The 25,788-nt window shown below is 63.8% G+C and carries 23 protein-coding genes and 1 pseudogene; 19 read left to right on the plus strand and 5 right to left on the minus strand.

Going from position 1 to position 25,788, the window contains the following annotated elements:
• Nucleotides 1-276: 276 nt before the first annotated feature.
• The 14 genes and pseudogenes from P0M04_RS21930 to P0M04_RS22000 all read left to right on the plus strand — a co-directional run bounded on the left by P0M04_RS21930 (nt 277) and on the right by P0M04_RS22000 (nt 16,117).
• Nucleotides 277-1,511, plus strand: a pseudogene (locus tag P0M04_RS21930) (undecaprenyl-phosphate glucose phosphotransferase).
• Between the two features lie 55 nt (nt 1,512-1,566).
• Entirely contained in the window at nt 1,567-2,703 is a 1,137-nt protein-coding gene (locus P0M04_RS21940; RefSeq protein WP_259447012.1) for a glycosyltransferase, read from the plus strand.
• 23 nt (nt 2,704-2,726) lie between these two features.
• Entirely contained in the window at nt 2,727-4,043 is a 1,317-nt protein-coding gene (locus tag P0M04_RS21945) for a lipopolysaccharide biosynthesis protein (RefSeq protein ID WP_259447011.1), read from the plus strand.
• Nucleotides 4,044-4,045: 2 nt separating this feature from the next.
• Nucleotides 4,046-5,359 carry an O-antigen ligase family protein gene (locus P0M04_RS21950; RefSeq protein WP_259447010.1) on the plus strand — a complete coding sequence of 438 codons (1,314 nt, stop codon included), beginning with the start codon at nt 4,046-4,048 and terminating at the stop codon, nt 5,357-5,359.
• Nucleotides 5,360-5,391: 32 nt separating this feature from the next.
• Complete coding sequence (locus P0M04_RS21955; RefSeq protein WP_259447861.1) at nt 5,392-6,678, plus strand: glycosyltransferase family 4 protein; 1,287 nt, start codon at nt 5,392-5,394, stop codon at nt 6,676-6,678.
• Nucleotides 6,675-8,114 carry a hypothetical protein gene (locus tag P0M04_RS21960; RefSeq protein ID WP_259447009.1) on the plus strand — a complete coding sequence of 480 codons (1,440 nt, stop codon included), beginning with the start codon at nt 6,675-6,677 and terminating at the stop codon, nt 8,112-8,114. Before P0M04_RS21955 ends, P0M04_RS21960 begins: the two co-directional genes overlap by 4 nt.
• Nucleotides 8,111-9,019: a polysaccharide biosynthesis tyrosine autokinase gene (locus P0M04_RS21965; RefSeq protein ID WP_259447008.1), complete on the plus strand. Its 909-nt coding sequence runs from the start codon at nt 8,111-8,113 to the stop codon at nt 9,017-9,019. The genes P0M04_RS21960 and P0M04_RS21965 overlap by 4 nt, the downstream gene beginning before the upstream one ends.
• A gap of 43 nt (nt 9,020-9,062) precedes the next feature.
• Nucleotides 9,063-10,100 carry a cellulase family glycosylhydrolase gene (locus P0M04_RS21970; protein ID WP_259447007.1) on the plus strand — a complete coding sequence of 346 codons (1,038 nt, stop codon included), beginning with the start codon at nt 9,063-9,065 and terminating at the stop codon, nt 10,098-10,100.
• 36 nt (nt 10,101-10,136) lie between these two features.
• Nucleotides 10,137-11,060 carry a glycosyltransferase family 2 protein gene (locus P0M04_RS21975; protein WP_259447006.1) on the plus strand — a complete coding sequence of 308 codons (924 nt, stop codon included), beginning with the start codon at nt 10,137-10,139 and terminating at the stop codon, nt 11,058-11,060.
• Nucleotides 11,061-11,088: 28 nt separating this feature from the next.
• On the plus strand, nt 11,089-12,507 hold the full coding sequence (locus P0M04_RS21980) for a mannose-1-phosphate guanylyltransferase/mannose-6-phosphate isomerase (protein WP_281042064.1): 1,419 nt from the start codon (nt 11,089-11,091) through the stop codon (nt 12,505-12,507).
• Nucleotides 12,508-12,774: 267 nt separating this feature from the next.
• Nucleotides 12,775-14,001 (plus strand): XrtB/PEP-CTERM-associated polysaccharide biosynthesis outer membrane protein EpsL, encoded by a 1,227-nt coding sequence (gene epsL / locus P0M04_RS21985; protein WP_259449647.1) that lies wholly within the window; start codon nt 12,775-12,777, stop codon nt 13,999-14,001.
• 48 nt (nt 14,002-14,049) lie between these two features.
• On the plus strand, nt 14,050-14,850 hold the full coding sequence (epsE, locus tag P0M04_RS21990; protein WP_259449646.1) for a polysaccharide export protein EpsE: 801 nt from the start codon (nt 14,050-14,052) through the stop codon (nt 14,848-14,850).
• Between the two features lie 71 nt (nt 14,851-14,921).
• Nucleotides 14,922-15,743 carry a glycosyltransferase family protein gene (locus tag P0M04_RS21995; RefSeq protein WP_281042065.1) on the plus strand — a complete coding sequence of 274 codons (822 nt, stop codon included), beginning with the start codon at nt 14,922-14,924 and terminating at the stop codon, nt 15,741-15,743.
• Nucleotides 15,740-16,117, plus strand: a complete 378-nt coding sequence (locus P0M04_RS22000; protein WP_281042066.1) for a glycosyltransferase family 4 protein — start codon at nt 15,740-15,742, stop codon at nt 16,115-16,117. Before P0M04_RS21995 ends, P0M04_RS22000 begins: the two co-directional genes overlap by 4 nt.
• A 908-nt stretch (nt 16,118-17,025) precedes the next feature.
• Here P0M04_RS22000 and P0M04_RS22005 read toward each other — a convergent pair.
• From P0M04_RS22005 to P0M04_RS22020, 4 genes are all read right to left on the minus strand, one after another.
• Complete coding sequence (locus P0M04_RS22005) at nt 17,026-17,745, minus strand: RBBP9/YdeN family alpha/beta hydrolase (protein WP_259449644.1); 720 nt, start codon at nt 17,743-17,745, stop codon at nt 17,026-17,028.
• Nucleotides 17,746-17,832: 87 nt separating this feature from the next.
• A complete protein-coding gene (locus tag P0M04_RS22010) occupies nt 17,833-18,267 on the minus strand; it encodes a TonB-dependent receptor domain-containing protein (RefSeq protein ID WP_259449643.1) in 435 nt (144 codons plus the stop codon).
• 83 nt (nt 18,268-18,350) lie between these two features.
• Complete coding sequence (locus P0M04_RS22015; protein ID WP_259449642.1) at nt 18,351-18,557, minus strand: hypothetical protein; 207 nt, start codon at nt 18,555-18,557, stop codon at nt 18,351-18,353.
• Complete coding sequence (locus P0M04_RS22020; protein ID WP_259449641.1) at nt 18,554-18,850, minus strand: hypothetical protein; 297 nt, start codon at nt 18,848-18,850, stop codon at nt 18,554-18,556. Before P0M04_RS22020 ends, P0M04_RS22015 begins: the two co-directional genes overlap by 4 nt.
• 355 nt (nt 18,851-19,205) lie before the next feature.
• Between P0M04_RS22020 and P0M04_RS22025 the strand changes: the two genes are divergently transcribed.
• Nucleotides 19,206-20,174, plus strand: coding sequence for an extracellular catalytic domain type 1 short-chain-length polyhydroxyalkanoate depolymerase (locus tag P0M04_RS22025; protein ID WP_259449640.1), 969 nt, complete (start codon nt 19,206-19,208; stop codon nt 20,172-20,174).
• Between the two features lie 62 nt (nt 20,175-20,236).
• On the opposite strand, the gene P0M04_RS22030 is transcribed toward P0M04_RS22025, so the two are convergent.
• Nucleotides 20,237-21,724: an MFS transporter gene (locus P0M04_RS22030; protein WP_259449639.1), complete on the minus strand. Its 1,488-nt coding sequence runs from the start codon at nt 21,722-21,724 to the stop codon at nt 20,237-20,239.
• 125 nt (nt 21,725-21,849) lie between these two features.
• On the opposite strand from P0M04_RS22030, the gene P0M04_RS22035 reads away from it, so the two are divergent.
• The 4 genes from P0M04_RS22035 to P0M04_RS22050 all read left to right on the plus strand — a co-directional run bounded on the left by P0M04_RS22035 (nt 21,850) and on the right by P0M04_RS22050 (nt 25,692).
• Nucleotides 21,850-22,719: a LysR family transcriptional regulator gene (locus tag P0M04_RS22035; RefSeq protein WP_259449638.1), complete on the plus strand. Its 870-nt coding sequence runs from the start codon at nt 21,850-21,852 to the stop codon at nt 22,717-22,719.
• An 88-nt stretch (nt 22,720-22,807) separates the two neighbouring features.
• Nucleotides 22,808-23,491: a TetR/AcrR family transcriptional regulator gene (locus P0M04_RS22040; RefSeq protein ID WP_259449637.1), complete on the plus strand. Its 684-nt coding sequence runs from the start codon at nt 22,808-22,810 to the stop codon at nt 23,489-23,491.
• Nucleotides 23,492-23,662: 171 nt separating this feature from the next.
• On the plus strand, nt 23,663-24,952 hold the full coding sequence (locus P0M04_RS22045; RefSeq protein WP_259449636.1) for an acyl-CoA dehydrogenase family protein: 1,290 nt from the start codon (nt 23,663-23,665) through the stop codon (nt 24,950-24,952).
• Entirely contained in the window at nt 24,949-25,692 is a 744-nt protein-coding gene (locus P0M04_RS22050) for a hypothetical protein (RefSeq protein WP_259449635.1), read from the plus strand. The genes P0M04_RS22045 and P0M04_RS22050 overlap by 4 nt, the downstream gene beginning before the upstream one ends.
• Nucleotides 25,693-25,788: the final 96 nt, after the last annotated feature.

The raw sequence follows: 25,788 nt of genomic DNA on the forward strand, positions 1-25,788 counted from the left end.
TGTTATGGGCTTTGCAACCTCTGACTGAGGTGCGTGCAAGTAGTCTGCGGACCTCGTGATACTCGCAGATCGTTATGCTTTTTGGATCAATATTTTCGTAGAAGGATAATCGTGCGCATAAATATCGAAAATTTGGCCGACGTGGAGCATGAGATCGCTCATGTGTTTCCTTCAGCAACCAATATCGTCAGGCGCATCCTGGATCCGCTCTTCGCGGCCGTCGCGTATCTTGCACTCGCGTTCTGGGTTGACGACACCATCACAAAGCAGGACGAGGTGTTCGCATTCGTTGCTGCGCTGATTTTTTTTCCGAGCACGCCAGTCGGTACGTCGCTGCGCAAATACGCGTCTGCAGTACTGTTCAGCTGGATAAAGGTGCTGGCCTGCCTGTTTATCTTTGACCTCGTGGGACATTTTTCCGCCGGCTTCAACATGGAAGTCGTCAAGCTTTGGGCAATGCTGGTGCCGGTTTCGATCATTGCCATGCATACGTTGGGCGCGCCCTTGAAAAGGCGCCTGAACCTTTTTGCAGCGACTCAGACGGCCGTCGTGATCGGTGCGAGCGAGGTCGGCAAGCATCTGGCGCACCGCCTGCAGTCGAAGAGCATTCCGGGCCAGTCCTTCGTCGGCTACTTCGACGATCGGCCCGCCACGCGCAGCGGTGCCGGCGACGGCGAACTGCTCGGGGTCATCGACACCGCGCCGGAATTCGTCAAGCGCGAGCGCATCGACATGGTGTATGTCGCGTTGCCGATGGCATCGCAGCCCCGCATCATGAAATTGCTGGATGGCTTGCGCGATACGACGGCGACGGTCAAGTTCGTTCCCGATATGTTCATCGCAGACCTCATCCAGGCAAAGGTCGAGAATGCGGCGGGCCTGCCGGTGATCGCGATCTGTGACACGCCGTTCGTCGGCTCCTACGGCCTGCAAAAACGTTGTTTCGACCTGTTGGTCTGCCTGCTCGCGCTGCCGGTCATCGCGCCGCTCATGCTGCTGATCGCCGTATTGATCCGGGCAACGTCCGCGGGGCCTGCCTTCTTCAAGCAACGCCGCTATGGTCTCAACGGGGAAGAGATCGTCGTGTGGAAGTTCCGGTCCATGAAGGTGATGGAGGATGGCGACGCAGTCTACAAGCAGGCTACGCAGGATGACGACCGTATCACCGCCGTTGGAAAGATTCTCCGCAAGACGTCGCTGGACGAACTGCCGCAGTTGATCAATGTACTCATGGGTTCGATGAGCCTTGTGGGGCCGCGTCCCATGCCGTCGCCGTCAACGAAAACTACCGCAAGCAAATTTCGGGGTACATGGTGCGCCATAAGGTCAAGCCCGGTATCACGGGCCTGGCGCAGGTGAACGGTTACCGCGGCGGCGACGATCTGCATTCGATGAGCAAGCGTATCGAATATGACTTGATTTACCTGCGCTCATGGCATCTTTGGCTCGACGTCACCATCGTGTTCAGAACGGCGCTCATGCTGCTCAAGGGCGACCCCAAGGCGTTCTGAGCTCACCCGGACATAACTCTTCTGGTGTTGGCATCGGGCGCTGCACAGCAAATACATGACAAAAGAAATTGTTCAAATAATCGGCAACGGCGATCCGGGCGGAGGCACCACGGCGGTGCTGACCCTCGCCATCCTGCTGCACGATGCCGGCCATCGGCCTGTCATCGTGTCGCAGCGTGGCAGCTACCTGCTTCGTGAAGCGGGCAGGCATGGCATCGACGCGCACGGGATGGACTTTTCCTCGCGTGGCGGCGCGATCGCCAATTGCCGCGCGCTGGCGGCATTCATCCGCCAGCGCGGACCGGCGGTCGTGCACGCGCACGGCAACCGTGCGGGCCTCCCGGTCGCACTCGCCATGAAGTTGCTGGGCAGGGCGCATCGGCCCCGTTTTGTCTACACCGTGCACGGTTTCCATTTTCTGACCAAGAAGATCGGTGCCTATCAGCTTGCCCGGATCGCTGAGAAGTTTGCGATCGGCGCGGCCGACTGGACCAATTTCGTGTCGGATGGCGACGCGCATATCGCACGCTCGCAGCGACTGGTGGCGGATCTCGCCAGCACGGGCGTCATCCACAACGCCGTGCTTTCACAGGATTTTCCTGCCGGCGCCCCCGGTTCAACCGGACCGGGGATCGCGTTCATCGGCAGGCTGACGCACCAGAAGAACCCCTTGATTCTCGTCGATATTGCTGCGGCACTCCGGCCACTGGCGCCGCCGATTCACGTGATCGGGGGCGGCGAGCTGGAACCCGTGCTGCGCGACAGGGTGCGCACGGAGGGCATGTCGGGCCAGTTCGTCTTCCACGGCCAGCAGCATCGCGCGGACGCGCTGCGGATCGCGGCGACCTGCACGCTGCTGCTGCTGCCGTCGCGCTGGGAAGGCCATCCCATCACGGTGATCGAGGCGATGCATATGGGACTGCCGGTGGTTGCATCGGACATTTCCGGGACACGGGAAATCGTCGATCAGGACGGTACCGGCTACCTGGTGCGTGCGGACGACGCGGCAGGATATGCGGCGGCGATCCGGCAGGTACTGGTCGAGCCAGGGCTGGCGAGACGGCTCGGTGAGCGCGGGCGTGACGTCGCCAACGAAAGGTTCTCGGCGCAGCGCATGCTGGGCGCGAATCTCGCGGCGTACCGGATCACGTCGCAGGGAACCGGGACGCACGCCGCATCGTGTGTCGTCTGAACGGCTAACAGGACTGCGACTTCATGCGAATCGTTATCTTGCTCATCGGTACCGCCGGCAACGCGCTGATCGCGTTTCTGACGCATCTGCTGTTGACGCGAAACCTGGCAGTGGACGATTACGGCCGCGTGGTCGCCATCACGGCGGCGGTGACGATGGTGACGCCTGTCGCGAGCATGTGCATCGGTTGGTTCTGGCTAGAACTGTATGGCAGGGAAGGCGAAGCCGCGGTGCGGTGGGGACCCGGCTCCAGGATGGCCAGCCTGGGTGCGTTCTCGATCTCGTCCGCCGTGCTGGTGGGATATGGCATGCTCGCGGGCATTGCCAGCCCGGTCGTGCTCGCGTGCGCGTGCATGATGCTCGCCGGTCAGTCTCTGGCCGAGACCCGCGCGGTGCGGCTGCAACTCGAGGAGCGCTACAACGCCCTGGGCGTCTGGCAAGCCGCGCCGCAGGCATTGCGTTCGGCCGCCGTGCTGGCCATGCTTGTCGTGTCGTCAGGCTTGTCGGACCAAACCGCCATGATGGCCTATGGCTTTGCCGCGCTGGTGGTCGCAGCGCTGTCGAGCGGCTCGATCCAGGCGGTCACCGACGGTGGTGTCCGGATCCCGGGTGCGGGCCGGGCCCGGAGACGCGACGACGCAACTGGCGAACCGGCCGTGTCGGCGTGCTTCAAGGCAGCGTGGCCCTTCTCGCTGGTGACGCTGTTTTATCTCGTCTATTCCACGGGCATCCTTGCGCTGCTCAACCCCCTCATCGGGGCGGCTGCGAGTGCCTACTACAACATCGGATTCCTGTTGTTCAATTCCCTGGCCATGCTGCCCAGCGTGATCTACGGGAAATTCCTGGTAGGCAAACTCTTCCGCTGGTGGTCGCACGACCGGGAAAAGTTCGTGGCGGTCTTCCACCTCGGCGTGGCGGCCCATTTCGGGCTGGGTATCGTGCTGGGGGCGCTGATGTGGTGGACGGCGCCGGTCGTCGTGCCGCTGCTGTTCGGTGAACACTACCGCGACGCGGTGCCAGTCGTCCGCATCCTGGCGCTTGCGGTGCCGATCCGTTTCGTCCAGCACGGCTACGGCGCGGTACTGTTCTCCAAAGAGCATATCCGGCGCAAGGTGCGCTACATGGGCCAGGCGGCGCTGTTGAGCGTGGTGTTGCTGGTCGTGCTGGCAGGACGCTATGGCGTGACCGGCGCCGCGGTCACATCGGTCGCTTCGGAACTGGCGCTGCTCGTCTTCTACATGGCGGGTGCCGCGCGTCACGTCGCGCCGATCGACGTGCGTGCGACCTTCCTGCCTCGCACGCTGACGACGGCATACCGCCGGCTGGTAGGGGAGGGTTGAGGATGACCATATCGGATCCGGCAACCCGCGTCGTGCACATGCCGTTGCGTACCTCTGCTGCGGCATTGGCGCCCTCCGGTCCCACGCGGATCGAGACACTGCTGATTGTCATCCTGCTGTGCGCGTTTTGCGCGCTGCCCTTCCTGGTCGGCGACCAGCCCGTTTTCCTGACGTCGGTGAAGGAGACCGGCATTACGTCGCCACAAGGGGATACCAACAAGCAGATCATCCTGCTGGCCATCTACGGGCTCGTTGCGGGTACGCTTGCACCGAGGTTGACGCCCGATGCGCGGCGCGCCATCGGACTGCCGCTGGTGCTGCTGCTGGCATGGGCGGGCCTTTCCGCACTCTGGGCGGACATGGCCGGCATCACGCTGCGCCGTACCGTGGCGCTTGGCGGTACGTTCACGCTGGGCGTTTACCTTGCGTTGCGTTGGCCGCCGCGCGAGCTCGCACGCCTGTTCTGCCAGGTGGCGCTGGTCGTGCTCGGCGCGTCGTTCGTCATTGCACTGGTGTTGCCGAGTGCGGGTCTGGATCCCGAGCATCGCCTGCGCGGCGTGTTCGCGCACAAGAATTCCTTCGCTTCATTCGCCGCGCTTGCCCTCGTGTGCGCAGCCGACGCCCTGGCCGATCCGCAACGGCGGCGCCAACGTCTGCCGTGGATCGTCGCCTTGTCCAGCCTGGTGGCATTGGGCCTGGCGGCGTCCGCGTCGCCGATCCCCGCCGCCGCCGCCGCCGTTTTCGTCGTCGTTCGTGTCCATGCGATGGCCCCGGGCACGCGCCACGTGTTGTCCACGCGCCTGTGCGGCTGGGTCTTCGCCGCGACCGTCCTGATGCCGTGGATTGCGCCGTTCGTCGGCGAGATCGCGCTGCTGTTCGGCCGCAATACGGATTTTTCCGGCCGGACGCTGGTCTGGAAGTTTGCGCTCGAGTTCTTCCAGCGCAATCCGTTGTTCGGCTATGGCTATGCCTCGTTCTGGTCGGGGCCCGCCGGCCTGCTGTTCGTCAGTTACGCCCGTTTTCCGGTCGCGCATGCGCACAACGGGGCCATGCAGTTCCTTCTCGATTGCGGCGCCATCGGACTGGCCCTGTTCGCCACGATCCTGGCGCGCGCATTGCGCGGGGTTTCCGCGCTCCTGAACGACAAGGATCGCGGTGCGGCTGCCTGGATGGCGGGCTACCTTGTCCTCTACACGTTTTCCAACCTTGCGGAAACCCATCTTCTCGAGCCCAACGACCTGTATACGGTCCTGTTCGCCTATGTCGTCGTCAGGATCAACCTGGCACGCGCCGGCGCCACGCAGGATGCGCCGTGAAGACCCTTGCCATCCCTTATGTGATTGAATCCATGCGCCCACCAAAAGTAGCAATCGTTCACGAATGGCTCACGACCTATGCAGGGTCGGAACGCGTGCTCGAACAGTTGATCAAGCTGTATCCGGACGCCGATGTCTTCGCGGTGGTCGATTTTCTCCCGGACAGCGAACGCGGCTTCCTGCAGGGTCGTTCCGTGACCACCTCGTTCATCCAGCGCCTGCCGTTCGCGAAGAAGCATTTCCGCCATTACCTGCCATTGATGCCACTGGCCATCGAGCAGTTCGAGCTCGGCGACTACGACCTCATCCTGTCGAGCAATCACGCGGTGGCCAAGGGCGTGCTGACGGGCCCGGACCAGGTGCACGTCTCGTACGTCCATAGTCCGATCCGCTACGCGTGGGACCTGCAGGGCCAGTACCTGCGAGAATCCGGCCTGCGCTCCGGCCTGAAATCCTGGATCGTGCGCGCGTCGTTGCATTACATGCGCCTGTGGGACACGCGGACGGCGAGCGGCGTCGACAGCTTCATCGCCAATTCGTCGTTCATCCAGCGGCGGATCCGCAAGGCGTATGGCCGCGACAGCAGGGTCATCTTCCCGCCGGTCGACGTTGCCGGCTTCTCGGGCGAGGCGGACAAGGGCGACTTCTTCCTCGCCGCCGGCCGCATGGTCCCGTACAAAAAGATGCCGCTCATCGTCGAAGCCTTTGCGCGCATGCCGCAGCACCGCCTCGTCGTGATCGGCGAGGGCCCCGATTTCGAACGATGCAAGGCGCTGGCCACGCCGAACGTCACGTTGCTCGGTTATCAGCGTTTCGACGTGTTGCGCGACCACATGCTGCGGGCGCGCGGTTTCGTGTTCGCGGGCGAGGAAGACTTCGGCATCATGCTCGTCGAAGCACAGGCTGCCGGAACACCGCTGATCGCCTACGGAAATGGCGGAGCACGCGATATCGTGCGGCCGGTGGGCGCCGGGGCCGCGCCGACCGGACTGTTTTTCGAGGAGCAGACCGTCGGCTCGATCGTGGATGCCGTCGGCCGCTTTGTCGCCTGCGAGGCCGCAATGACACCGCTCGCCTGCAAGAACAATGCACGCGGGTTCAGCGAAGAGCGCTTCCGCGCCGAGATCGCGGCACTTGTCGAGGAGGAGCTCGCCGCATTCAACGGACGCGTCGCGTGCGCCGCGCCTGGCATCGAAAAAACGGGGCCTGTGCGGGCAGGCATCGTCGAGGCCGCTATGCTTCCCCGGCAGCAGCAGCTCGCGACGGCAGCGCCGCCGCGTCTCCAGACCGAACCCGTCACCGTCCAGGAACTGTCATGAATCCTTCCCAAGTCATCGCCATCCTTAAAGGACGCCGGCGCGAGGCGCAGCTGGTCTTCGCCGCACTGGCGACCGCCATCTTCGGTGCGGCGTGCCTGTTGCCCGTCCAGTACACCGCGGGCGCGTCCGTCGTGCTGAACCTGAAATCGTCGGACGGCCTTTCCAGTATCGCGCTGCCGGGCGGACTGGTCTCGACCCACATCGCGACTCAGATCAATGTCGTGCAGAGCGACCGCGTGCTGCAGAAGGCTGTCGACGCCATGGCCCTTGAACAGCGGCCCGAATGGCAAACCAAGTGGCAGTCAGCCGCGCGCGGCGCAAAGACGTTTCGGGTCTGGGCAGCGGAAGCGATCGCGAAAAAGCTGGTCGTCAAGCCCGTTCCCGACGCGAGCGTTCTCACCGTGTCCTATACCAGTAGCGATCCGGCCTTCGCCGCCGAGGTCACGAATGCCGTCGTCCGTGCCTACATGGCGACCGGCCTCGAAATGCGTCTCGAACCCGCGCGGCAGTACAGCCATTATTTCGAAGAGCGCGCTGCGCAGCTGCGGACCAGCCTTGAACAGGCGCGTGCGAAGCTTCTCGACTACCAGCGTACGAACAACCTGATCATCACGGACGAAAAGATCAACCTGGAAGCGGATCGCCTGCATGAGCTCAGCGCCAAGCTGACCGATGCGAAGGTGGCGGCCTCGGAATCGTCGGCGCAGCGGCGCCGTGCCGCCGGCAGTCCGGACAGTGCCAAGGAAGCGCTGAAGGACCCTGTTGTCGCCGCGCTGTCGGAAGAAGCGTCGCGCCAGGAAGCATTCTTTGCCGAGCAGTCCATGCGGCTGGGTGCGAACCATCCGCAGGTCGTCGAGCTGGCCACGCGGATCGCCGTGCTGAAGCAGCGTCGCGATGCCGCGATTCAAAAAGCGCTCGGCAGCCTCGACGTGGCCGACAAAGTGAACCAGTCGCAACTGCAGTCGCTCGAACAGGACGTCAAGACCCAGCGCACGCACGTTCTCGACCTCGAGTCGCGCCGCGTCGAAGCGGGGCTGCTCGAGCGTGAGATCGCGAGCACGCAGCGCGCGTACGACGCCGTGCTCGAGAAAGCCAGCCAGGCGGCGCTGCAAAGCGGCGACAACCAGTCCGACATCTCGATTCTCGGTACCGCGACTCCTCCGCTCGACCGGCCGCTCGCGCGCCTGCTGAAGTACCTTGGCATTGCCTGCGGCGGTGCGGCACTCGCGGCGCTGGCCCTCGTGCTCGTGCGGGAACGCTTCGACCGGAGAGTGCGCACGGCCGAAGACATCACCCTGCATCTCGGACAGCACCTGCTCGTCACGCTGCAACCCCTGACGGCGGCGGAAACGGGCGTCCACCCGCTGTTTTCGCCATCCCGTGGCAAGGAGCTCCCCGTGCCGTCCCGCTCCGTCCAGCTGAAGGAAGCAAAATGAACGATATGTCGCAACGCCCGCAAGAAGACCGTTGGCAGCCTGGTGCCGGTCTGCCGCAAGAGGAACCGCAGCCGATCGGACGCATGCTGCAGACGCTGCGCGGGCTGTCGGACAAACAGATCGACGACATCGTCGAGTACCAGCAGCGCCACGGGTTGCAGTTCGGCGAAGCCGCGGTCGCGCTGCGCCTGGCAAGCGACGACGATATTGTCGAACTCATCGCGCGCCAGTTCCATTATCCCTGCGATCCGGGGTCCGACGCCTCCTCCGCATTGCCGCCCGAACTCGTGGTGGCCAGGAATCCGTTCTCGGACGGCGCCGAGATGATCCGCGACCTGCGCACGCAGTTGCTCATCGGGCTGGCCGGTGCCGAAGGCGGGCAGCTGTCGCTCGCGGTCACGAGCGCGCAGGCCGGCGACGGCAAGACCTTTGTCGCCGCCAACCTGGCGGCCGCCCTGAGCCAGTTGGGAAAGCGTACGCTCCTCATCGATGCCAACATGCGCAAGCCCCGGGCCGGCACGGTCTTCGGCGTCGCGGACGGCAGTCCCGGGCTCAGTACGATCCTGTCCGGACGGGTGGTGAAGTACGCGTTCCATCAAGCAGCGGCGCTACCGAACCTGTTCGTCCTCGGCGCCGGTCCGATCCCGCCGAACCCGCAGGAACTGCTGCAGGGTGCAAGCTTCGAGTTGCTTCTCGACGAGTTGCGCCGTGAATTCGAACACATCGTCATCGACACGCCGGCCGGCGACAGCGGCTCCGACTTCCGCATGGTCGCCGCGCGCTCGGCCGCGACGCTCGTGGTGGCGCGCCAGGACCGCACGTCCTACGGGGCGCTCGCCGCGGTGGTGCAAGCCCTCGCGCGTGGCGCAGGCACGCTCGCCGGCGTCGTCATGAACCGCTATTGATGTCCGGTCGCTCGACAGCATGAATCGTCCACGCCGACATCCAATGACCCCCCCCGCGCGCTTGCGCGCCTGCGTGCTCGCGTTCGCCCTGGCCGCCGGTATGGCGGCGCCCGCGTTCGCGCAAAAAGGCATCAACGGCAACGAACTCCATACGCTCTCCGCGCAGGAGCTTGGCGCAACGATCGCGGACTACCGGCAGCTGGGCGTGAAATGGGTGCGCTTCGATTTCGACTGGAGCGTCATCGAGCCGACGGCCGGACGATTCGCGTTCGAACGTTACGACCAGGTGATCGACAAGCTGGCGCAAGCCGAAATCCAGGTCCTCGGCCTGATCGCCTACACGCCGTCCTGGGCCAACGGCGGCAGGCCTGGAAAATACCATCCACCCCAGAATCCCGCGCGGTTTGCCCAGTTCGCGGCGCGGCTCGCGGGACGTTACGCCAACAAGGGCGTGCATGCATGGGAAATCTGGAACGAGCCGAACCTTGGGCAGTTCTGGGGCAACGCCCCCGATGCCGCGGCCTACACGGCCCTGCTGAAACTCACCTACACGGCCATCAAGAAAGCGGATCCGAAGGCATTTGTCGTCTCCGCGGGATTGGCGCAACCCGCGACGACGGCGACGTCGGTCGATTCCCTGACCTTCCTGACAGCCATGTACCGGAACGGAGCGCAGGGCTATTTCGACGCGCTGGGGAATCATCCGTACACGTCGCCGAGGATCCCGGGAGAATGGATGGCCTACAACTGGCGCAAGATGAGTGCCACTTCGCCAAGTGTGTTGTCCATCATGAAGCAGTACGGCGACGCCAACAAGAAAATCTGGATTACCGAATTTGGCGCGCCTACGGGCGGCAAGAGTCCATGGGGAACGGTGATAAGCGAAGCGCAGCAAGCCACGATGGTCGAGAGAACGCTGGCCGAAGCAGCGGCGGTACCGTGGGCCGGCCCCGTGTTCTGGTACAACTACCGCGATTTCTGCCCCTACAAGCCGGATGCCGATTCCGAATGCTTCTATGGCCTGACGCGCGTCGACGGATCCCGGAAACCCGCGTTCGAAAAATTCCGCACCAGCCCCTAGCCCAACGATTCCATTGGCCTCCTTGGACAACACACCATGAACTCCTCAGTCACCGTAGTCATCCCGACTTTCAATCGAAAAGAGCTCATCTTCCAGGCACTCGACAGCGTCGCTAAACAAACCTGTCTGCCGCTCGAAGTCATCGTCGTCGACGACTGCTCGTCCGACGGCACGGTCGAAGCGTTGCGCGCCGCGCACTTTCCGTTCCCCGTCCTGGTCGTAGCCCAAGCGACGAACCAGGGGCCGGCGGCCGCGCGCAACGCCGGGATCCTGAAAGCCAGTGGCCGCTATGTCGCTTTTCTCGACAGCGACGACGTCTGGTTGCCGGAAAAACTCGAGCAGCAGCTTGCCTTGCTCGAATCCTTGCCGAACCGCGACAGGACGGTGCTGTATGCCCAGGTACGATTGCAGCGGCGTCACGAAGTCCTGCTCCGTCCGCTGCGCGCAAAGGAGGGCGGCGAATCCATCGCGGAATATGTGTTCGTGAATGGCGGGTATCTCGACCAGAACACCATCATGCTTCCCACGGCACTCGCACGCGCCGTCATGTATTGCGGCGACCTTCGCCTGCACGAGGACTGGGATTTCTACATCCGGCTGGAAGAGCAGGGCGCGGTATTCGTCATGGTCGAGATGGCGCTCGGCATCACCTACGACAACAGCACGTTCGGCAGGGCAAGCGCAGCACAGCCGACCCACTCGCTGGCCATGCTGGAAAACTGGCGGCCGCGCATCTCCGAGCGCGCCTATCTTGGCTTGCGGGCCCGGATCGCGCCCCAATTGCGCGGCCAGGCGCCGCTGCGTGCCTGCGGATTCATCATCGACGCCTACAGGAGGGGAGCGATCTCGTTCTGGATGGTCGTGGTGCTGATCGGCCGTCTCGCGCATCCGGATCTAAGGCAGCTTGCCTATTACATCCGGGGCAAGCTTGCCCGCACCGCGCCGGCCGAGGCGCACTGACCGAATGGACAACCATACGATCATCGATATGAACATTTATCCAGTTATCCTCTCCGGCGGTGCCGGTACCCGTCTGTGGCCGCTGTCGCGGGCAGTGATGCCCAAGCAGCTGCTGCCGCTGGTGACGGACAAGACGATGCTGCAGGAAACCGCGCTGCGGGTCCGCGGCTGGCCGGGGTTGATGGCGCCGCTGGTGGTCTGCGGCAATGAGCACCGCTTCCTCGTGGCCGAGCAGCTGCGCGGCGTCGGCATCACGCCGCACGGCATCCTGCTCGAGCCGGCGGGCCGCAACACGGCCCCGGCCGTGGCGGCAGCGGCCGCCTTCCTGAAGGCGCAGGATCCGGACGCCGTGATGCTCGTGCTGCCCGCCGACCACGTGATCGAAAAGAACGAAGCGTTCCGCGTCGCCGTGGAACGTGCGGCGGCGCAGGTGGAAAAGGGCGCGCTGGCCACGTTCGGCATCGTGCCGAGCGCCCCGGAAACGGGCTATGGCTACATCCGCCGCGGCGAACCGCTGCCGGGCTGCGACGACTGCTACAAGATCGAGCGCTTCGTCGAAAAGCCGGACCGCAACACGGCCGAAGGCTTCGTGGCCGACGGCGGCTTTTACTGGAACAGCGGCATGTTCATGTTCCGTGCCGATCGCTTCCTGGCCGAGATCGAGAAGCACGCGCCGACGATCGCCCAGGCTGCCGGCGCCGCCGTGCAGTCGGCGTACCGCGACCTGGACTTCTGCCGCCTGGACGAAGCCGCGTTCGCCGCGAGCCCGTCCGATTCGATCGACTATGCGGTGATGGAACACACGCGCGACGGCGTCGTCGTCGCGGCCGACATCGGCTGGAGCGACGTCGGTTCCTGGTCGGCGCTGGCCGACGTGCAGGACAAGGATGCCAGCGGTAATGCCGTGCGCGGCGACGTCTACCTCGACAGCACGAGCAACACGCTCGTGCGCGCCGAGAGCCGCATCGTGGCCGTCGTGGGCGTGAAAGACCTCGTCGTCGTCGAGACGAACGATGCCGTGCTCGTCGCGCACAAGGACATGGTCCAGCGCGTGAAGAACGTCGTCGACCACCTCAAGGGCAACGAGCGCACGGAACACCTGTACCACACGAAGGTGTACCGTCCGTGGGGCTATTACGAAGGCATCGACGCGGGCGACCGCTTCCAGGTCAAGCGCATCTGCGTGAAGCCCGGCGAAAAGCTGTCGCTGCAGATGCACCACCACCGCGCCGAGCACTGGATCGTCGTGTCGGGCACGGCACGCGTCACGTGCGGCGACAACGTCACCCTGCTGTCCGAGAACGAGTCCACGTACATCCCGATCGGCATGACGCACCGCCTGGAAAACCCGGGCAAGCTGCCGCTGCACCTGATCGAAGTGCAGTCGGGCAGCTACCTCGGCGAGGACGACATCGTCCGCTTCGAGGATATCTACAAGCGCTCGTGAGCGCACCAGGGTTATCGAAAAGGTTGGATCGGATGTTCAGGTTAGTCAAAGGATGGGCGAGAAGACTTGCTCCACTCTTCTCCCGTAAAGCCTACCGCGCTCGCCCGCCGCTGAAGAGCAGGTTCATCAGGCAGTTCGAGTATCGCTATCTAAGGAACGGGAAATATCGTGGCGTCATTGTGTGGAGCCTGATCGGCCGATTGTCCAACGACCACGTGGAGCGGTTTTGTGAACATGAACGTGAGACCAAAGAGCAGGCACTGAACGATGCGAGAACGGCGATATGGAATTGACCTGATCATCGAGCGGCCGACGCGTCGTCTTGTCACGCTGCTCCTGGCACTGTACGCTTTGCCCGCTGGTGCCGGCCCAGGCGATGCGCTCCACCTGTATGCCGGTGTCGGCTACGCCCACGACGACAACCTGCTGCGCGTGCCCGAGGGCCAGCCCGCTTTCGGCGGCGCCCGTGCCGACTCGTGGTGGACGCGCGAGGGTGGACTGCTCTTCGATAAGACCTACAGCCGCCAGCGGATTTCCATCGTGGCCAAGCTGTCGAAGTACGACTTCGACTACTTCAAACAGCTGAATTACGATGGCAAGGATTTGCAGGCAACCTGGTTCTGGCAACTCGGCAATCACCTCGAAGGCAAGGTCGGTACGACCCATGAACAGGTGTTGGCACCATACACCGATATCGCGAGCAGCGAGCGCAATTTGCGTCGTACTCGCGGCCGGTTCGCGGAAGGCGCGTGGCGCTTCCACTCGTCCTGGCGCGTGCGCACGGGCTTCCAGCGCGACAAGTATGACTACGAGCTGTTCGCCCAGCGCTACAACAACCGCACCGAGGACGCGAGCGAGGTCGAGCTCGATTACCTGCCCAGCAGCGGCAGCACGGTGGGCCTCGTGGCGCGGCGGGTCAAGGGCAAATATCCCTATCCGCGCCCCGTCGGTCCGAACCTTCTCAACGACAACTTCACGCAGGACGAACTGAAGGCGCGCGTGCTGTGGATCGCGACGGGCTCCACGACGTTCGACGCCCTGGTCGGCTACACACGGCGCGACCAGCGGTCGTTCGGCACGGGCAAGACGAGCGGCGTGGCCGGCAAGGTCAAGGCCACGTACCAGCCGCGCGGCAAGATGACGTACCGCGCCGCCGTCTGGCGCGACTTCGCGCCGCTGGAGAGCACGGTAGTGAGCTACACGCTGAACAAGGGCGCCAGCGTGGGTGCGCAGTGGGATGCGACGGCCAGGATCAAGGTGAATGCCGACGCCGTCTACGAGCGGCGCAACTACAACGCGCGCGAGACGTTCGCCGGCGCGGGCGACATCCGCGATTCCATCCGCACGCAGAGCCTGTCCGCGACGTGGACGCCGCGGCCGACCATCCAGGTATCGGCCGGGCTGGCGCATCAGGCGCGCAGCAGGGTACCCGCGCTCGGTACCGGCGGCTTCACGGCGAATGGTATGACGGTGTCGGCAAGCGGACAGTTCTGAAGGCGGTCGCAGGCATCCAACAAGATCAACAAACCAGAAGGAGCAGATATGAAACGATTCGTGACCCGGGTGTGCGCATGGACGATCACGGCAGTCCTGGCATTGGGTGTCGACATGGCGCACGCTGCCGACGTAGTGCTCGGCGCGGGCGATATGGTCAAGGTGTCGGTCTATGGCAGCCCCGACCTCGCGACCGAAGCACGCGTGTCGGAGGCCGGCTCGATGACCTTCCCGCTGCTGGGTGACGTGCAGGTCGGCGGCCTGACGGCCCAGGAGGCGGAAAAGAAGCTCGGCGGCCTGCTCGAGAAGGGCGGCTTCCTCAGGAAGGCCCAGGTCAACCTCCTGATCACCACGCTGGCGAGCCAGCAGGTGTCGGTGCTGGGCCAGGTGAACCGTCCGGGCCGCTATCCGGTCGACGGTCCGCGCAAGGTGCTCGACCTGCTGGCGCTGGCCGGCGGCATGGGCCCGGAAGGCGGCGACATGGTCAGCCTGGTGCGCACCCGCAACGGTGCCACCACGCGCGAAACCATCGACGTCGTCGACATGGTGCGCAAGGGCGAGCTGAACCGCGATTACGAAGTCGCCGGCGGCGACATCATCTTCGTCGAACGCGCACCGCGCGCCTACATCACGGGCGAGGTGCAGCGTCCGGGACCGTTCCGCCTGGAACGCGCGATGACCATCCGGCAGGCCCTGTCGGCTGGCGGCGGTCTGACCCAGCGCGGCACCCAGCATGGTCTGCGCATCACGCGCCGCGACGCGAACGGCGGGGCGCAGACAATCGATGCGAAACCCGATGACCTCGTGCAAGTTGACGACGTCATCACGGTCAAAGAGTCCTGGTTCTAGACCCATCGGCGGAAACGCGCGTCAACGCTCCGTTTATAGGGTCGACATTCCAACAATTACATAAAGAACCTATGTTCAACTGCAAAAGCCGGATACTGTTTGTTACCGAGGACCTGTTCATTCCGCCTCGTAACGGGTCTGCCCGTATTTATTACGACACGGCAGAAAAATACAAATGCGGTGGCCATGACATTTTCTGTATCGCGGCGTATCGGAGCGAGGAGGAAGCGAATGCGCCCGGTATAAAAGATGGGTATTCGACCCTGTTCAGCGATGTCCTTTTTATCCCCAGCCTGAATTACCGGGGCAACGCCGTGGCGAAACTGGGACTGGTGATGCGCGAAGTCGCGCGCACCCTGAGCGGTGACGTGTACACGGGGACGCCGTTCTACACCATAGCCCTGCGCCCGTTCGTCCATTCAATCGTCGACTTCGTACGGAAAAACGAAATTGAGGTTATCTATTTCCACAAGCCGCATACCGTGCTGATGCTCCTGCCGCTATTACATCAATTCTCTTCTTTGGAAGTCGTTGTAGAGATGCATGATGATTTCATCGAGCGTGCCGAGCAGTATCGATTGACTTATCGTAGCCTGTTTTCCAGGATGGACTGGAAGCATATCTTTGCCCGGTACCTGGGTGAGTACGTCAAGCTGGTGCGGCTCAGCAGCTTGAACGTCCTGAGGTCACGCCACACTGAAACTCGATTGCTCCAGTATTGCGGAAAAATCCTGGTGGCGTCCGAAGAGGAATTTGGCTATTACCGGCAAGATCCGGCAATGAAAGAGAAAGTCGTCTACCACCCATGGCAGTTCGATCAAGCCCCGCCCATGTCGGGCACACGATCCGCGCCCGGTTTGATGCCGGATTCATCAGTGGTGACGACATCATGAATCTTGATGGACTCGTGCACTTCTGCACATGTGTCTTGCCCGGCATTCGGGTTCAGAAGCCGAACTTCCGATTCCTGGTTGCCGGGGCCATTTCAACCAAGGCGCTCGGCCTCGTCGGCCACTTGCCCAATGTGACGGTCTCGGGCCCGGTCGATGACCTCCGTGAATTCTATGAAGCCGTGTCGGTCGTTGTGATTCCGGTCCGCTACGGTACCGGCGTAAGCATCAAGGCGTTAGAGGCGATACGCTCGGGGTGCCGGGTAGTCAGCACGAGTAAAGGAGTGCGAGGTATTGCGAAGGCCAATCTTGGCGGAATCGCTATTGCGGACGAGGCAGACCAGTTCGGCGAGAGGGTGCTGAGCGCGCTTCACTGACGCGGCTTCGATTGTCCTGAGACGCCGCCATCTGCAATTGTCCGGATATCGCTATTTACGATAGGCCGGAACTCAGGCAAACTGTTATAAAAAATAGATCAATAGGCATAGGTGAAGCGTGACGCCGCTGCCATGCACAGGATGGCAGGGGACACGTGCAACAACGAGCTGATCAGTACACAGAGCGCGCCATTGAACGTCTCATTATCAGCGTGCTGATGCAGCCGGCAAACCGACGCCGCGTGCCGGGCGAACCGAACATCAACTGATCATCGCGACATGTGTGTTCCATCAAGGCCATCAAGATGCACCATGAATTGCGGCGCTTTTCACGGTCAATTCGCCCCATCCATTGCGAAAACAAGGTGTTAGTGTTCTCAACATGAATCGTCGCAACGATCGGCAGACAGCCCTCATCATTGACGCAGCCCTCAGTACCTGTTCAGCGCGCGGCGTACAGGTTGCGGCATTGATGTTGTCCGAACACGAAATCGCGCTCGCTACGATTTTGCGTGTCTTGACTTCGCCGAGGAAACGCCGCGGTGCGGGGCAACATTCATGTATTACCGCGCAGCCTGATATGTGTAGGGGAAACGGCGAGCACTGATGCAAGCGGGAGAAAAAGGCTGGTACGCTTCACTCCGCGGTGGTCTTTCATCTAGCCGGGATCAAGCCAAGCGGTCATTGACTTTGCTTGCCGCTGAGCTGACTTCTGCACATGGTAAAGTTAATGGTATTGTCGAAGTTTCAATCTAAAAGTGGTGAGAATCAGGTGCTTGACTCAGCCATTGATCATCGAGTGGGAGTGAGCTTCCTGTTGGAAACTTGATCTCCAAGTCTATAAAAGCCCGCCTCGTCTCGGCGGGCTGTTTTATTGAATAACGTAGGCAAACACTGCCTCGTTGGGCTTACTCGAGCTCGGTGATTCGGGGGCTGCAACCCCCGACCTGGACCGCGTCGCGAACGCCGCAGCGGCAGTGCGACGGCACCTGGACCAGTTCCGGCAACTGTTCCAGCAGCGCCAGTCCAAAGGGCCAGTCGTCCAGGTTCGAGTCGGCATTGATGTGCCCGAGCGGGCCTGCGTTGACGAAAGTGCTTCCCCACTGCCGGGCCCAGGTCCGGGCGCCCTCCAGCGACAGCCAGGGGTCGTTTTCGCTGCCGACGACGATGGTCGGCACGGCGAGCGGCGCGACCATGAGTTCCCGTTCGATGCCGAACTTGTGCGGGTCGGCCGGCGCGACCAGCAGTGCACCCGCCAGGTTCGGGGCGCCAGCCGCGGCCCGGTGTACGGTGGCCAGGCACCCGAAACTGTGCGCGACCAGGATCGCCGGACGCGCCGAACGGCGCAGCATGTGTCCCACTTGCGCCGACCATGCGTCGAGATCCGGGCGGTCCCAATCCCATTGCTCGATGCGTTCGAACGCCGGATGCAGGCGTTCCCAGCGCGTTTGCCAATGGTCCGGGCCGCTGTCGTGCAATCCGGGCGCGACCAGGACGCGAAAGTCCGATAACGTCGGACTCTCCCTGCGTCCGCGCGCGGCGTGCCGCTCGAAGCCACGATGCGCCGCGCCGATGTGCCCCCTGGGCGATGCCGCGGATGGATGGTCGGGTGTGCCGTAGGATGCCATGTGCAAGAGCCCTCCGTTGTGAAGAGGATTCATGGTAGCGATGGCAGGCCGCCCTGCGAACGAATCTTTTTGCACTTGCACATGCGTTCAGAGCCTGTAGGAGACGCCCACCTGCACGAAACGGCCCGACGCGCCATTCGGCGCGATGAACGAATACGGGTTGATGCCGCTGGCACGGTTCTGCGTAATGTACTTGTCCGGATAATGGTTGAAGACGTTCTGGATGTTCACGTCCAGCTTCCAGCGTTCCGACAGCTTGTAGCCGACCGAGGCGTCCACGTAGTTCTCGGGCGAGAACACCTGATCGCGGTTGCCGTTCGCGGCAACGGAATCCGCCACGTCGCCCACGTTGTAGCGGTACTTGCCGTAACGCGTGATGTCGGCCGTCGTCGTCCACTTGCCGTTCGACCAGCGCGCGCCCAATACCAGCTTGTTCTTCGGCGTTCCGGTCTCCGCATCGCGCACCTTGGCGCCGCCGATGGCAAGGATTTGCGCGCCGCCGATGTTCACGTAGCGGTGCACGTTCTCGACCAGCGTGTTCAGCAGGCTGGCCGCGGCCGACAGCTCCAGTTGGCCGTTGGCGAGCTTTCACTGGCGGCGGCCGATCACGGCGCCCAGCGAGATGGTGCGCGAGCGCTCCGGCGCCAGCGGCCTGGCGCCTTGGCGGCTTGCTCGGCGGCCGTGCGGGCGGCGGCCGCGGCCGTCTCGGGAAAGGATCCCGGCGGCGGGGTCTGCGCGTGCGCGGCCGATGCGGCCAGCACACCGGCGCCGAGAAAGACCCGGGCTATCGTTTGCTTGCGAACGGCGATCATTGTTGGGCTCCTTGTGCCTTTGCCTGCGCGCCCGCCGGCGGCCTGGGCGGATAGAACTGGTCGTAGTCCTGCGTGAAGTGGTTGTCCTCGATCAGCTGGAAATTCTTCTCGCGGTGGCGGTGCAGCAGCACGGACAGCGTCCACGGGCGGCTGTACACGTCGGGGTCTTCCAGCGTGGCCTTGTACTCGATCGTGTTCGGATCGAGGTAGCGCCAGCGTTCGACGACGTGCAGTTTCTCACCGTGGAAGTTGCCGGCCCGGTCCAGCCAGGTCTCGTCATTGAAGTCGGTCACGTCCACAACCAGGGTGTCACCTTCCCAGCGGCGGCGCGAACGACCGATTTCGCATATCCATGGAATGGCGATAGCCAGTCTGTGGAGTATTTGCGGTTCAGGTGTTATCGCGAAGGTGCCGGAGCCGCGCCTGAGGTCAATCATGCTGAGCCACCTGTTTGCCCGACGTACCGCCCGGTCAGTTCCGAAGCAGCTTCAACAGTGCAGTGGCGACATGCCGGAAGGATTCGGCGAAGTCCTGTCAGCCTGTGAATCGTTACACACCAGTGTTTGTCCTACAGGGCAGCAGGCACAGCCACCTTTGCTGCGGCGGAGCATTGCGCGACAATTCAGGCATCCACTTGGGGAGCCGAATATGTTGAGCACAATGCTGGATGCCTGGTCGAACTTGACCCAACCGCCGTGGGTCGGTATGCCTGCTGTATCTGGAGCGCGGAATGTCGTTGCAGGGCACTTCGACGATGAGGCTGGATCGCTGCAGTACAAGCTGTTCGTTCCCGCCGGATATCGGGGCGACGCGTTGCCGCTGATCGTGATGCTCCACGGCGGTAACCAGGATGCCGACGATTTCGCACTTGGTACGGGCATGAACACATTGGCCGAAGAATACGGTTGTGTCGTCCTTTACCCCGAACAGTCTTCCCGCGCCAACTGGAGCATGTGCTGGAACTGGTTCGAGGAGCGTCATCATCATCGCGGCCAGGGCGAGCCGGGCCTGATTGCGGCGCTCACGCGCAAGGTGATCGATGACCATGCGATCGACGCGTCACGGGTGTATGTCGCCGGGCTGTCCGCCGGTGGCGCAATGGCGGTCATCCTGGGCAGGACCTATCCCGAACTGTTTGCGGCAGTGGGTTGCCACTCCGGCCTCGCACACGGGAGCGCGACGGACAGCTATAGCGCCATACAAGCGATGCATGGCGGAATCGACGCGAACGCGTCAGCCCATGCGTCACCCACGAACAACGGGCCCATCATCGTGTTCCACGGTGACGCGGACTTCACGGTCCATCCCAGCAATAGCACAAGTGTCGTACAGCAGTTTCTCGACAGCTACGTGGCTCGGACGCCGGATGCGGACGTGTCGGTGTCGTCAGAAGCGGGAAGGGCGCGCGGGCGCGCGTACGAGCGGAAAGTGCATCGAGATGCCGATGGGCGTATCGTGGTCGAGCACTGGACCATCAAGGGAGGACGCCACGCCTGGTCGGGCGGTACGGGCCGTGGCAGCCATAGCGACGAGAGTGGTCCCGATGCCAGCCTGGAAATGCTGCGCTTCTTCCTGGGTGTACCGGAATTTAGTGAGTGCGCACTTCGTCGAAGGTGAGTCTTGAATGACCGGTAGCCGATCATGAAGGTCAAGCAGTGAGCTTGGTTGATTATGGAAGCTTAATGTTCTAGTTCCTCAACAGCCCGCTTCGTTTCAGTGGGCCTTTTTGCAGAATAACGCACACCAGCGGCAGCGCGGCGGGCGAGCGTCATCCCCAGCACCACGCCCGCACCGAGGCAACAGGCGATGCACAGGGCGGCGACGACGAAGGCGTGCGAAATCGCCGCCGGGTCGTCCCGTCCGCCGAGGACCGTATAGAAAATCCCGCCGATCAGGGCCACGCTGAGTGCGGTGCTCACCTGCAGGGTCGAGCTGGCGATGCCGGCGATCATGCCGGAATACGCGGGCGCCACGCGGCCGGTGATCATTTTCATCAGCGTCGGCAGGCCGAGTCCCTGGCCGAAGCCGATGAAGAACAGCAGGGCGGCAAGCGGAGTGGACTCCGGCGCCGTGCCGTCCGGCGTCGCGGAGACCAGCCCTGCCAGGCCGAGGAAGCCGGCGGTCTCCAGCCCCATGCCGATCGGATTGACCCACTCGCCGAGGCGCCGGCGGAAATAAGGCGTCGACAGGGGCCCGAGCAGGAACCCGGCACCGAAAGGCAGGAAGACCAGGCCGGCGTCCAGGGCGCTGACGTGCAGGGCATTCTGCAGATAGACCGAAAACAGCAGGAAGAACGTACCGATCGAATAGAAGGACAGGGCGACCAGCAGGGCGCGGCCCAGCCCCGGCGCGCGCAGGGCCGCGGGATCGAGCAGGGGCGCCCCGCCGGCCTGCGCGAGCCGGCTTTCGTAGCGCCAGAAGATCCGGGCCAGCAGCGGCGCCGCAGCCAGCGACAGCCAGGACCACCAGGGCCATCCGGCCTCGCGGCCTTCGATCAGCGGCACGATCAGCAGCGCCAGCGTCAGCATCGACAAGACCATGCCGCCCGGGTCCAGCTTGCCCGAGCCTTGTACGCCCGTCCGTTTCAGGAGCGGGATGCCGAACAGTATCACCAGGATGGCCACGGGTAGGTTGACCAGGAAGACCGGGCGCCATCCCATGCCGAACAGGTCCAGCGCAATGAGGAGGCCGCCCAGCGCCTGCCCGATGACCGAAGCGAGGCCGAACACTGCGCCGTACACGCTGAGCGCCAGCGGCTTTTCGGATTCCGGGAAGACGGCCTGGACGGAGGCGAGCGCCTGCGGCGCCATGACCGCGGCGGTGATGCCCTGCAGGGCCCGCCCGACGATGAGGGCCCAGGGCGACCAGGCAAAGCCGCACAGCAGCGACGCGGCGGTGAATCCGATCAGGCCGAGGAAGAACACCCGGCTGCGGCCGAACAGATCGCCCAGGCGCCCGCCGGTAATGAGGGTCACCGCGTACAGCGCGGCATACGAGGAAATGACCATCTGCTCGGCCGAGGACGAGGTGCCCAGGTCACCCTGGATGGAGGGCAGCGCCACGTTGACGATGAAGAAATCGAGCGGCGGCAGGAAGGAGCCGACCAGCAGGACGGCGAACATCGCCCAGCGGCTCGGCTCGGGCGGGGCGGGACAGTTCTGGGGCATGTGTTCTCCTTGAGGAACCCGGCGCTTCAATGCAGCGCGGTTGAACGCCATGGTGCTGCGTACAGAATTGTCTGTGAACTGCCATTCATGTACATTTCAGGTACATTTTTGTACGGGCATATTGCATGGAGTGGAGCGACGTTCGGATTTTTCTGGCGGTAGTGCGGAGCGGATCGTTCGGCGAGGCCGCGCGCACCCTGGGGGTGAGCCATCCAACGGTGGGGCGCCGGATCAAGGCGCTCGAAGAGGAAGCGGAGCAGGCCCTGTTCCGCAGGACCAGGGATGGACTGGTCCTCACGGACGCCGGGGATGCCGTGCTGAGCCTGGCGGAATCCATGGAAGATTCCGCGCTGGCCCTGGAGCGGCGCCTGGCGGGCAACCACGAGCGCCTTGAAGGCATCTTGCGGATCTCTGCGGCAGAATGGTTTGCCGGTTACGTCCTTGCCCCCGTCCTGGCCGAACTGACGCATCGCCATCCGGCCGTGGTACCGGAGCTGATCGCCAGCTACCGCTTGTTGAATCTGGCGCGCCGTGAGGCCGATGTGGCATTTCGGATTGTGCCGTTCAGCGAGCCGGACATCGTCCAGCGCCGTCTGATGAGCATTCCGTACGGTCTCTATGGCTCAGCCGACACCGTGTCTGCGATGCAGGACGATCCGGCTTCGGTGGGATTGATCCTCATGAATACCGCGCAGTCCCACTTTCCCGATGTCGCCTGGCTGCTCGACAGGTTCCCGCAGTCGCGGCGGGCCTTCACGAGCACGAGCCGGGCCGTCCAGGCACAGATGTGCCTGCGCGGCATGGGCATTGCGGTGCTGCCGCGGCCTCTGGGCGACGCAACGGCCGGATTGCAGCGTATCGACACGCCGGACCAGCCGCCAGGCAGGGACGTCTGGGTCGGCTACCACCAGGACCTGCGGCATATGGACCGCCTGCGCGCGATGCTGGATATCGCCGACGCGATGCTGGCGGAATCCGCATTTGCAGCTCGGTGAGCGGACCACGATTCATTGACGATCTTTGTATACATGCATAAGATTGGTGCTTTGTCACATTAAATTTTCGTCAGGGTCCATGAAACCAATGAAACAAGACACCGAGCAACCCGTCGGCCGGAAGCGGGGCGCCGCCAAGGAAAGCCCGCCGGAACCCGAGCGTAACCTGCGTGCCCAGGGGCAGCGCACGCGCAGCGCCATCATCGACGTCGCGAAAGCGCTGCTGCTGGAAAGCGGCAGCCTCGAATTCACGCTGCGCGAAGTCGCGCTGCGTGCCGGCATCAGCATCAGCAATCTCCAGTACTACTTCCCGACACGCCTGGCCGTGCTGCGGGCCGTCGTCGAGCCGGTGATCGAGGCCTATCTCGCCGAGCTCCGGAAAACGCTCGACGTCGATGCGCCGCCCCGCGTGATGGTCGACGTGTTGGTCGACCGCGCCCTGGAGGATGCCAGGGATGCCGAGCGCTCCGCATTGTGGTGGCACTTCGTGTCGCTCGCCGCGATCGATGCCGAATGCTCGCAACTGCTGGACGACTGGTACGAGGAGGTGACGCAGGGGATCGCGAAGTTCATCCGCGTCGTCGACCCCGAATGCAAGCCGGCGGACAGCCTGCACCGCGCCACGCTGCTGATCGCGATGGCCGACGGCCTCGGTTACCAGCTCGGCGCCGGACGCCGCAAGCGCAGTTATACGCGGGGCCTCGATGCCAAGTTCCGCGCGGCCGTCGATGTCATTCTGCTTGGGGGAGCGCACCGCAACGCGGACGACTGATCGATCGCGGCGGGAAACGCCGTCTCCACGACGACACACGACAGGCCCGCGCCTGTCGTTTTTTTTATTCATTTATTTTGTAATTTGTCCTAAGTTTGGTATTGTGTTCTAATTGATTTCAGGGTGCCCGGCGGCGATCGGCCGGCGGCCATATTTCGAGAGGAGACACAAATGATCCATCTATACAAGTCCACGGCGCTGCCGGTGGCCGGCCTGAGCGGATTCGAGACGCCGCTGGGCGAAGAGGAAAACGCGATCCAGCAGACGGTGCACCGCTTCGCGCGCGATGTCATGCGCCCGATCGGCCGGCAGCTCGACCGCATGACGCCGGAGGAGGTCATCGCGCCGGGTTCGCCGTTCTGGACCGCGATGTTCGAAGGCGCGCAGCTCGGACTCGATCCGAGGCTGATCGCGCAGTTCCCGCCCGAGATGGCCATCCGCATCGAATCGCTCGTCGGCGAGGAGCTCGGCTGGGGCGATCCCGGCCTGGCCATCGCGATGGGCGTGGCGACCGCACCGCTGATGATGGCGCACGCGGTGGGCAACCAGGAACTGGTCGACATGTGCACCAACAAGATCGGCTGCTGGATGAACACCCAGCCCGACCGTGGCTCGGACGCCGCGATCCTGCAGCGCGAGGAGCTGGGCGCCGGCGGCCGGCAGCCGGTCGGCAACGTCACGGCCAAAGTGGGCGCGGACGAAATCGTCATCAACGGCCAGAGCTCGGCGTGGATCTCGAACGGATCGGTGGCGCAGGTCGCGCTCGCGTACATGGCTGCGGATTACGGCGACGGCTTCTACGGGACCGGCGAGAAGAGCACGTTCACGAACGGCATCGCCATGATCATCCCGCTCGACCTGCCCGGCATCTCGCGCGGCAAGCCGCTGGACAAGATCGGCCAGCGCGCGCTGCCGCAGGGGGAGATCTATTTCGACAACGTCAAGGTGCCCAAGCGCTTCGCGATCGCGCTGCAGGACGACTACCTCGGCAACCTGGCCTCGACGTGGTCGTACGCCGGCACCCACATGAGCCAGGTCTTCGTGGGCGCGGCCCGTGCGGCGTTCGAACTCGCGCTGGCCTACTGCCACGAGCGCAAGCAGGGCGGCATTCCGCTCATCGACCACCAGATGACGCAGCTGCGCCTGGGCGACATGCTGCGCCGCCTGGAAATGGCGCGCGCCGTCGCGCGCCGCAGCCTCGCGTACGCGCGCACGTCGCCGCAGAGCCATCCCTATGTGACGGCGCAGGCCAAGGTCAGCGTGACGGAAGAAGCGATGAAGATCACGCACGAAGCCATGCAGCTCCTGGGCGGCAATGCCACGACGCGCGAATATCCGATCGAAAAGATGTTCCGCGACGTACGCTCCGCCCTGATCGAGGACGGCGAAAACTACGTCCTCACGTCGCGCCTGGGCGTGCTGGCCGGGAAGCTGTACCAGAACGGCTGGACGCGGGAATGACCATGCCTGCACACCCGAACCACGCCACGCGCTTCACCGGCTGGGCCGCGATCGTCGGCGGCCTGTTCGCGTATGCGAATGTCGGTCTCGTCGTCGCCGCGACGGGCGGAAACGTGGACACGATCCTCACCGGCTCGCTCATGCTGGCCTTGCCGGACGACGCGCGCGCCCTGTTCCGATGGGGGATGTTCGCCGACATCCTGGGCTTCTACCTGCCGGTGCTCGCCATCGGCGGCTACCTCTGGCGCCGCTTCCGCGACGAGGCCGGGGCGCTGGGCGACATGGCGCTGATGGCCATTACGCTGTATGCGGTCGTCGGGATCGGCGGCGCGGCCATCCAGCTGGCGGCATTGAACCCCCTGGCGGCGCTGCATGCGGCCGGAAACGAGGCGACGCGGGCCGCCGCGGAGGCGGCGTGGACCGCCGTCGCGCACCTGAGCCAGCGCGGCCTGTGGTGGAGCGAAGGGCCCGTCGTGCTGTTCTGGGGCCTCGTCGTGGGCGCTCAGCTAAGCCGGGAAGAGTGGGGCAGGCCGCGGCTCATCCTGCTGAAGATCACGGGCTGGGGATTCGCGCTGTTCTTCGTGGCGGGGATGTTCCCGGCGCTGAGCCTGTTCATGAACCTCATGCTCGTCGTCGTCGTGCTGGTGTTCCCGTTCTGGATGCTGTCGTTCGGCGCCCAGCTGCTGCGCCACGCGCGCCATCTCCCCGCACGCGCACGCACGCTGCCCGCGGAAACCTGACGTTCGCAACGCTGCTGCAACGGCACACGACCGTGCCTTTTTTTTCAACTTAATGTTTGTACGTTTGTCCTAAGTTTAGTAGTATGTCCTAAAAAT

Origin of the sequence: Telluria mixta, from assembly GCF_029223865.1 — a bacterium.
Lineage (GTDB): Bacteria > Pseudomonadota > Gammaproteobacteria > Burkholderiales > Burkholderiaceae_D > Telluria > Telluria mixta.

Coding starts and splice junctions, on each gene's coding strand:
- P0M04_RS21970 (WP_259447007.1), top strand. CDS start 9,063: ATGACCCCCCCCGCGCGCTTGCGCGCCTGCGTGCTCGCGTTCGCCCTG.
- P0M04_RS22035 (WP_259449638.1), top strand. CDS start 21,850: ATGGAGTGGAGCGACGTTCGGATTTTTCTGGCGGTAGTGCGGAGCGGA.
- P0M04_RS21940 (WP_259447012.1), top strand. CDS start 1,567: ATGACAAAAGAAATTGTTCAAATAATCGGCAACGGCGATCCGGGCGGA.
- P0M04_RS21995 (WP_281042065.1), top strand. CDS start 14,922: ATGTTCAACTGCAAAAGCCGGATACTGTTTGTTACCGAGGACCTGTTC.
- P0M04_RS21975 (WP_259447006.1), top strand. CDS start 10,137: ATGAACTCCTCAGTCACCGTAGTCATCCCGACTTTCAATCGAAAAGAG.
- P0M04_RS21945 (WP_259447011.1), top strand. CDS start 2,727: ATGCGAATCGTTATCTTGCTCATCGGTACCGCCGGCAACGCGCTGATC.
- P0M04_RS22030 (WP_259449639.1), bottom strand. CDS start 21,724: ATGCCCCAGAACTGTCCCGCCCCGCCCGAGCCGAGCCGCTGGGCGATG.
- epsL (WP_259449647.1), top strand. CDS start 12,775: ATGCGAGAACGGCGATATGGAATTGACCTGATCATCGAGCGGCCGACG.
- P0M04_RS22015 (WP_259449642.1), bottom strand. CDS start 18,557: ATGATCGCCGTTCGCAAGCAAACGATAGCCCGGGTCTTTCTCGGCGCC.
- P0M04_RS22005 (WP_259449644.1), bottom strand. CDS start 17,745: ATGGCATCCTACGGCACACCCGACCATCCATCCGCGGCATCGCCCAGG.
- P0M04_RS22050 (WP_259449635.1), top strand. CDS start 24,949: ATGACCATGCCTGCACACCCGAACCACGCCACGCGCTTCACCGGCTGG.
- epsE (WP_259449646.1), top strand. CDS start 14,050: ATGAAACGATTCGTGACCCGGGTGTGCGCATGGACGATCACGGCAGTC.
- P0M04_RS21950 (WP_259447010.1), top strand. CDS start 4,046: ATGACCATATCGGATCCGGCAACCCGCGTCGTGCACATGCCGTTGCGT.
- P0M04_RS22025 (WP_259449640.1), top strand. CDS start 19,206: ATGTTGAGCACAATGCTGGATGCCTGGTCGAACTTGACCCAACCGCCG.
- P0M04_RS22040 (WP_259449637.1), top strand. CDS start 22,808: ATGAAACAAGACACCGAGCAACCCGTCGGCCGGAAGCGGGGCGCCGCC.
- P0M04_RS21960 (WP_259447009.1), top strand. CDS start 6,675: ATGAATCCTTCCCAAGTCATCGCCATCCTTAAAGGACGCCGGCGCGAG.
- P0M04_RS21965 (WP_259447008.1), top strand. CDS start 8,111: ATGAACGATATGTCGCAACGCCCGCAAGAAGACCGTTGGCAGCCTGGT.
- P0M04_RS22045 (WP_259449636.1), top strand. CDS start 23,663: ATGATCCATCTATACAAGTCCACGGCGCTGCCGGTGGCCGGCCTGAGC.
- P0M04_RS22000 (WP_281042066.1), top strand. CDS start 15,740: ATGAATCTTGATGGACTCGTGCACTTCTGCACATGTGTCTTGCCCGGC.
- P0M04_RS21955 (WP_259447861.1), top strand. CDS start 5,392: ATGCGCCCACCAAAAGTAGCAATCGTTCACGAATGGCTCACGACCTAT.
- P0M04_RS21980 (WP_281042064.1), top strand. CDS start 11,089: ATGAACATTTATCCAGTTATCCTCTCCGGCGGTGCCGGTACCCGTCTG.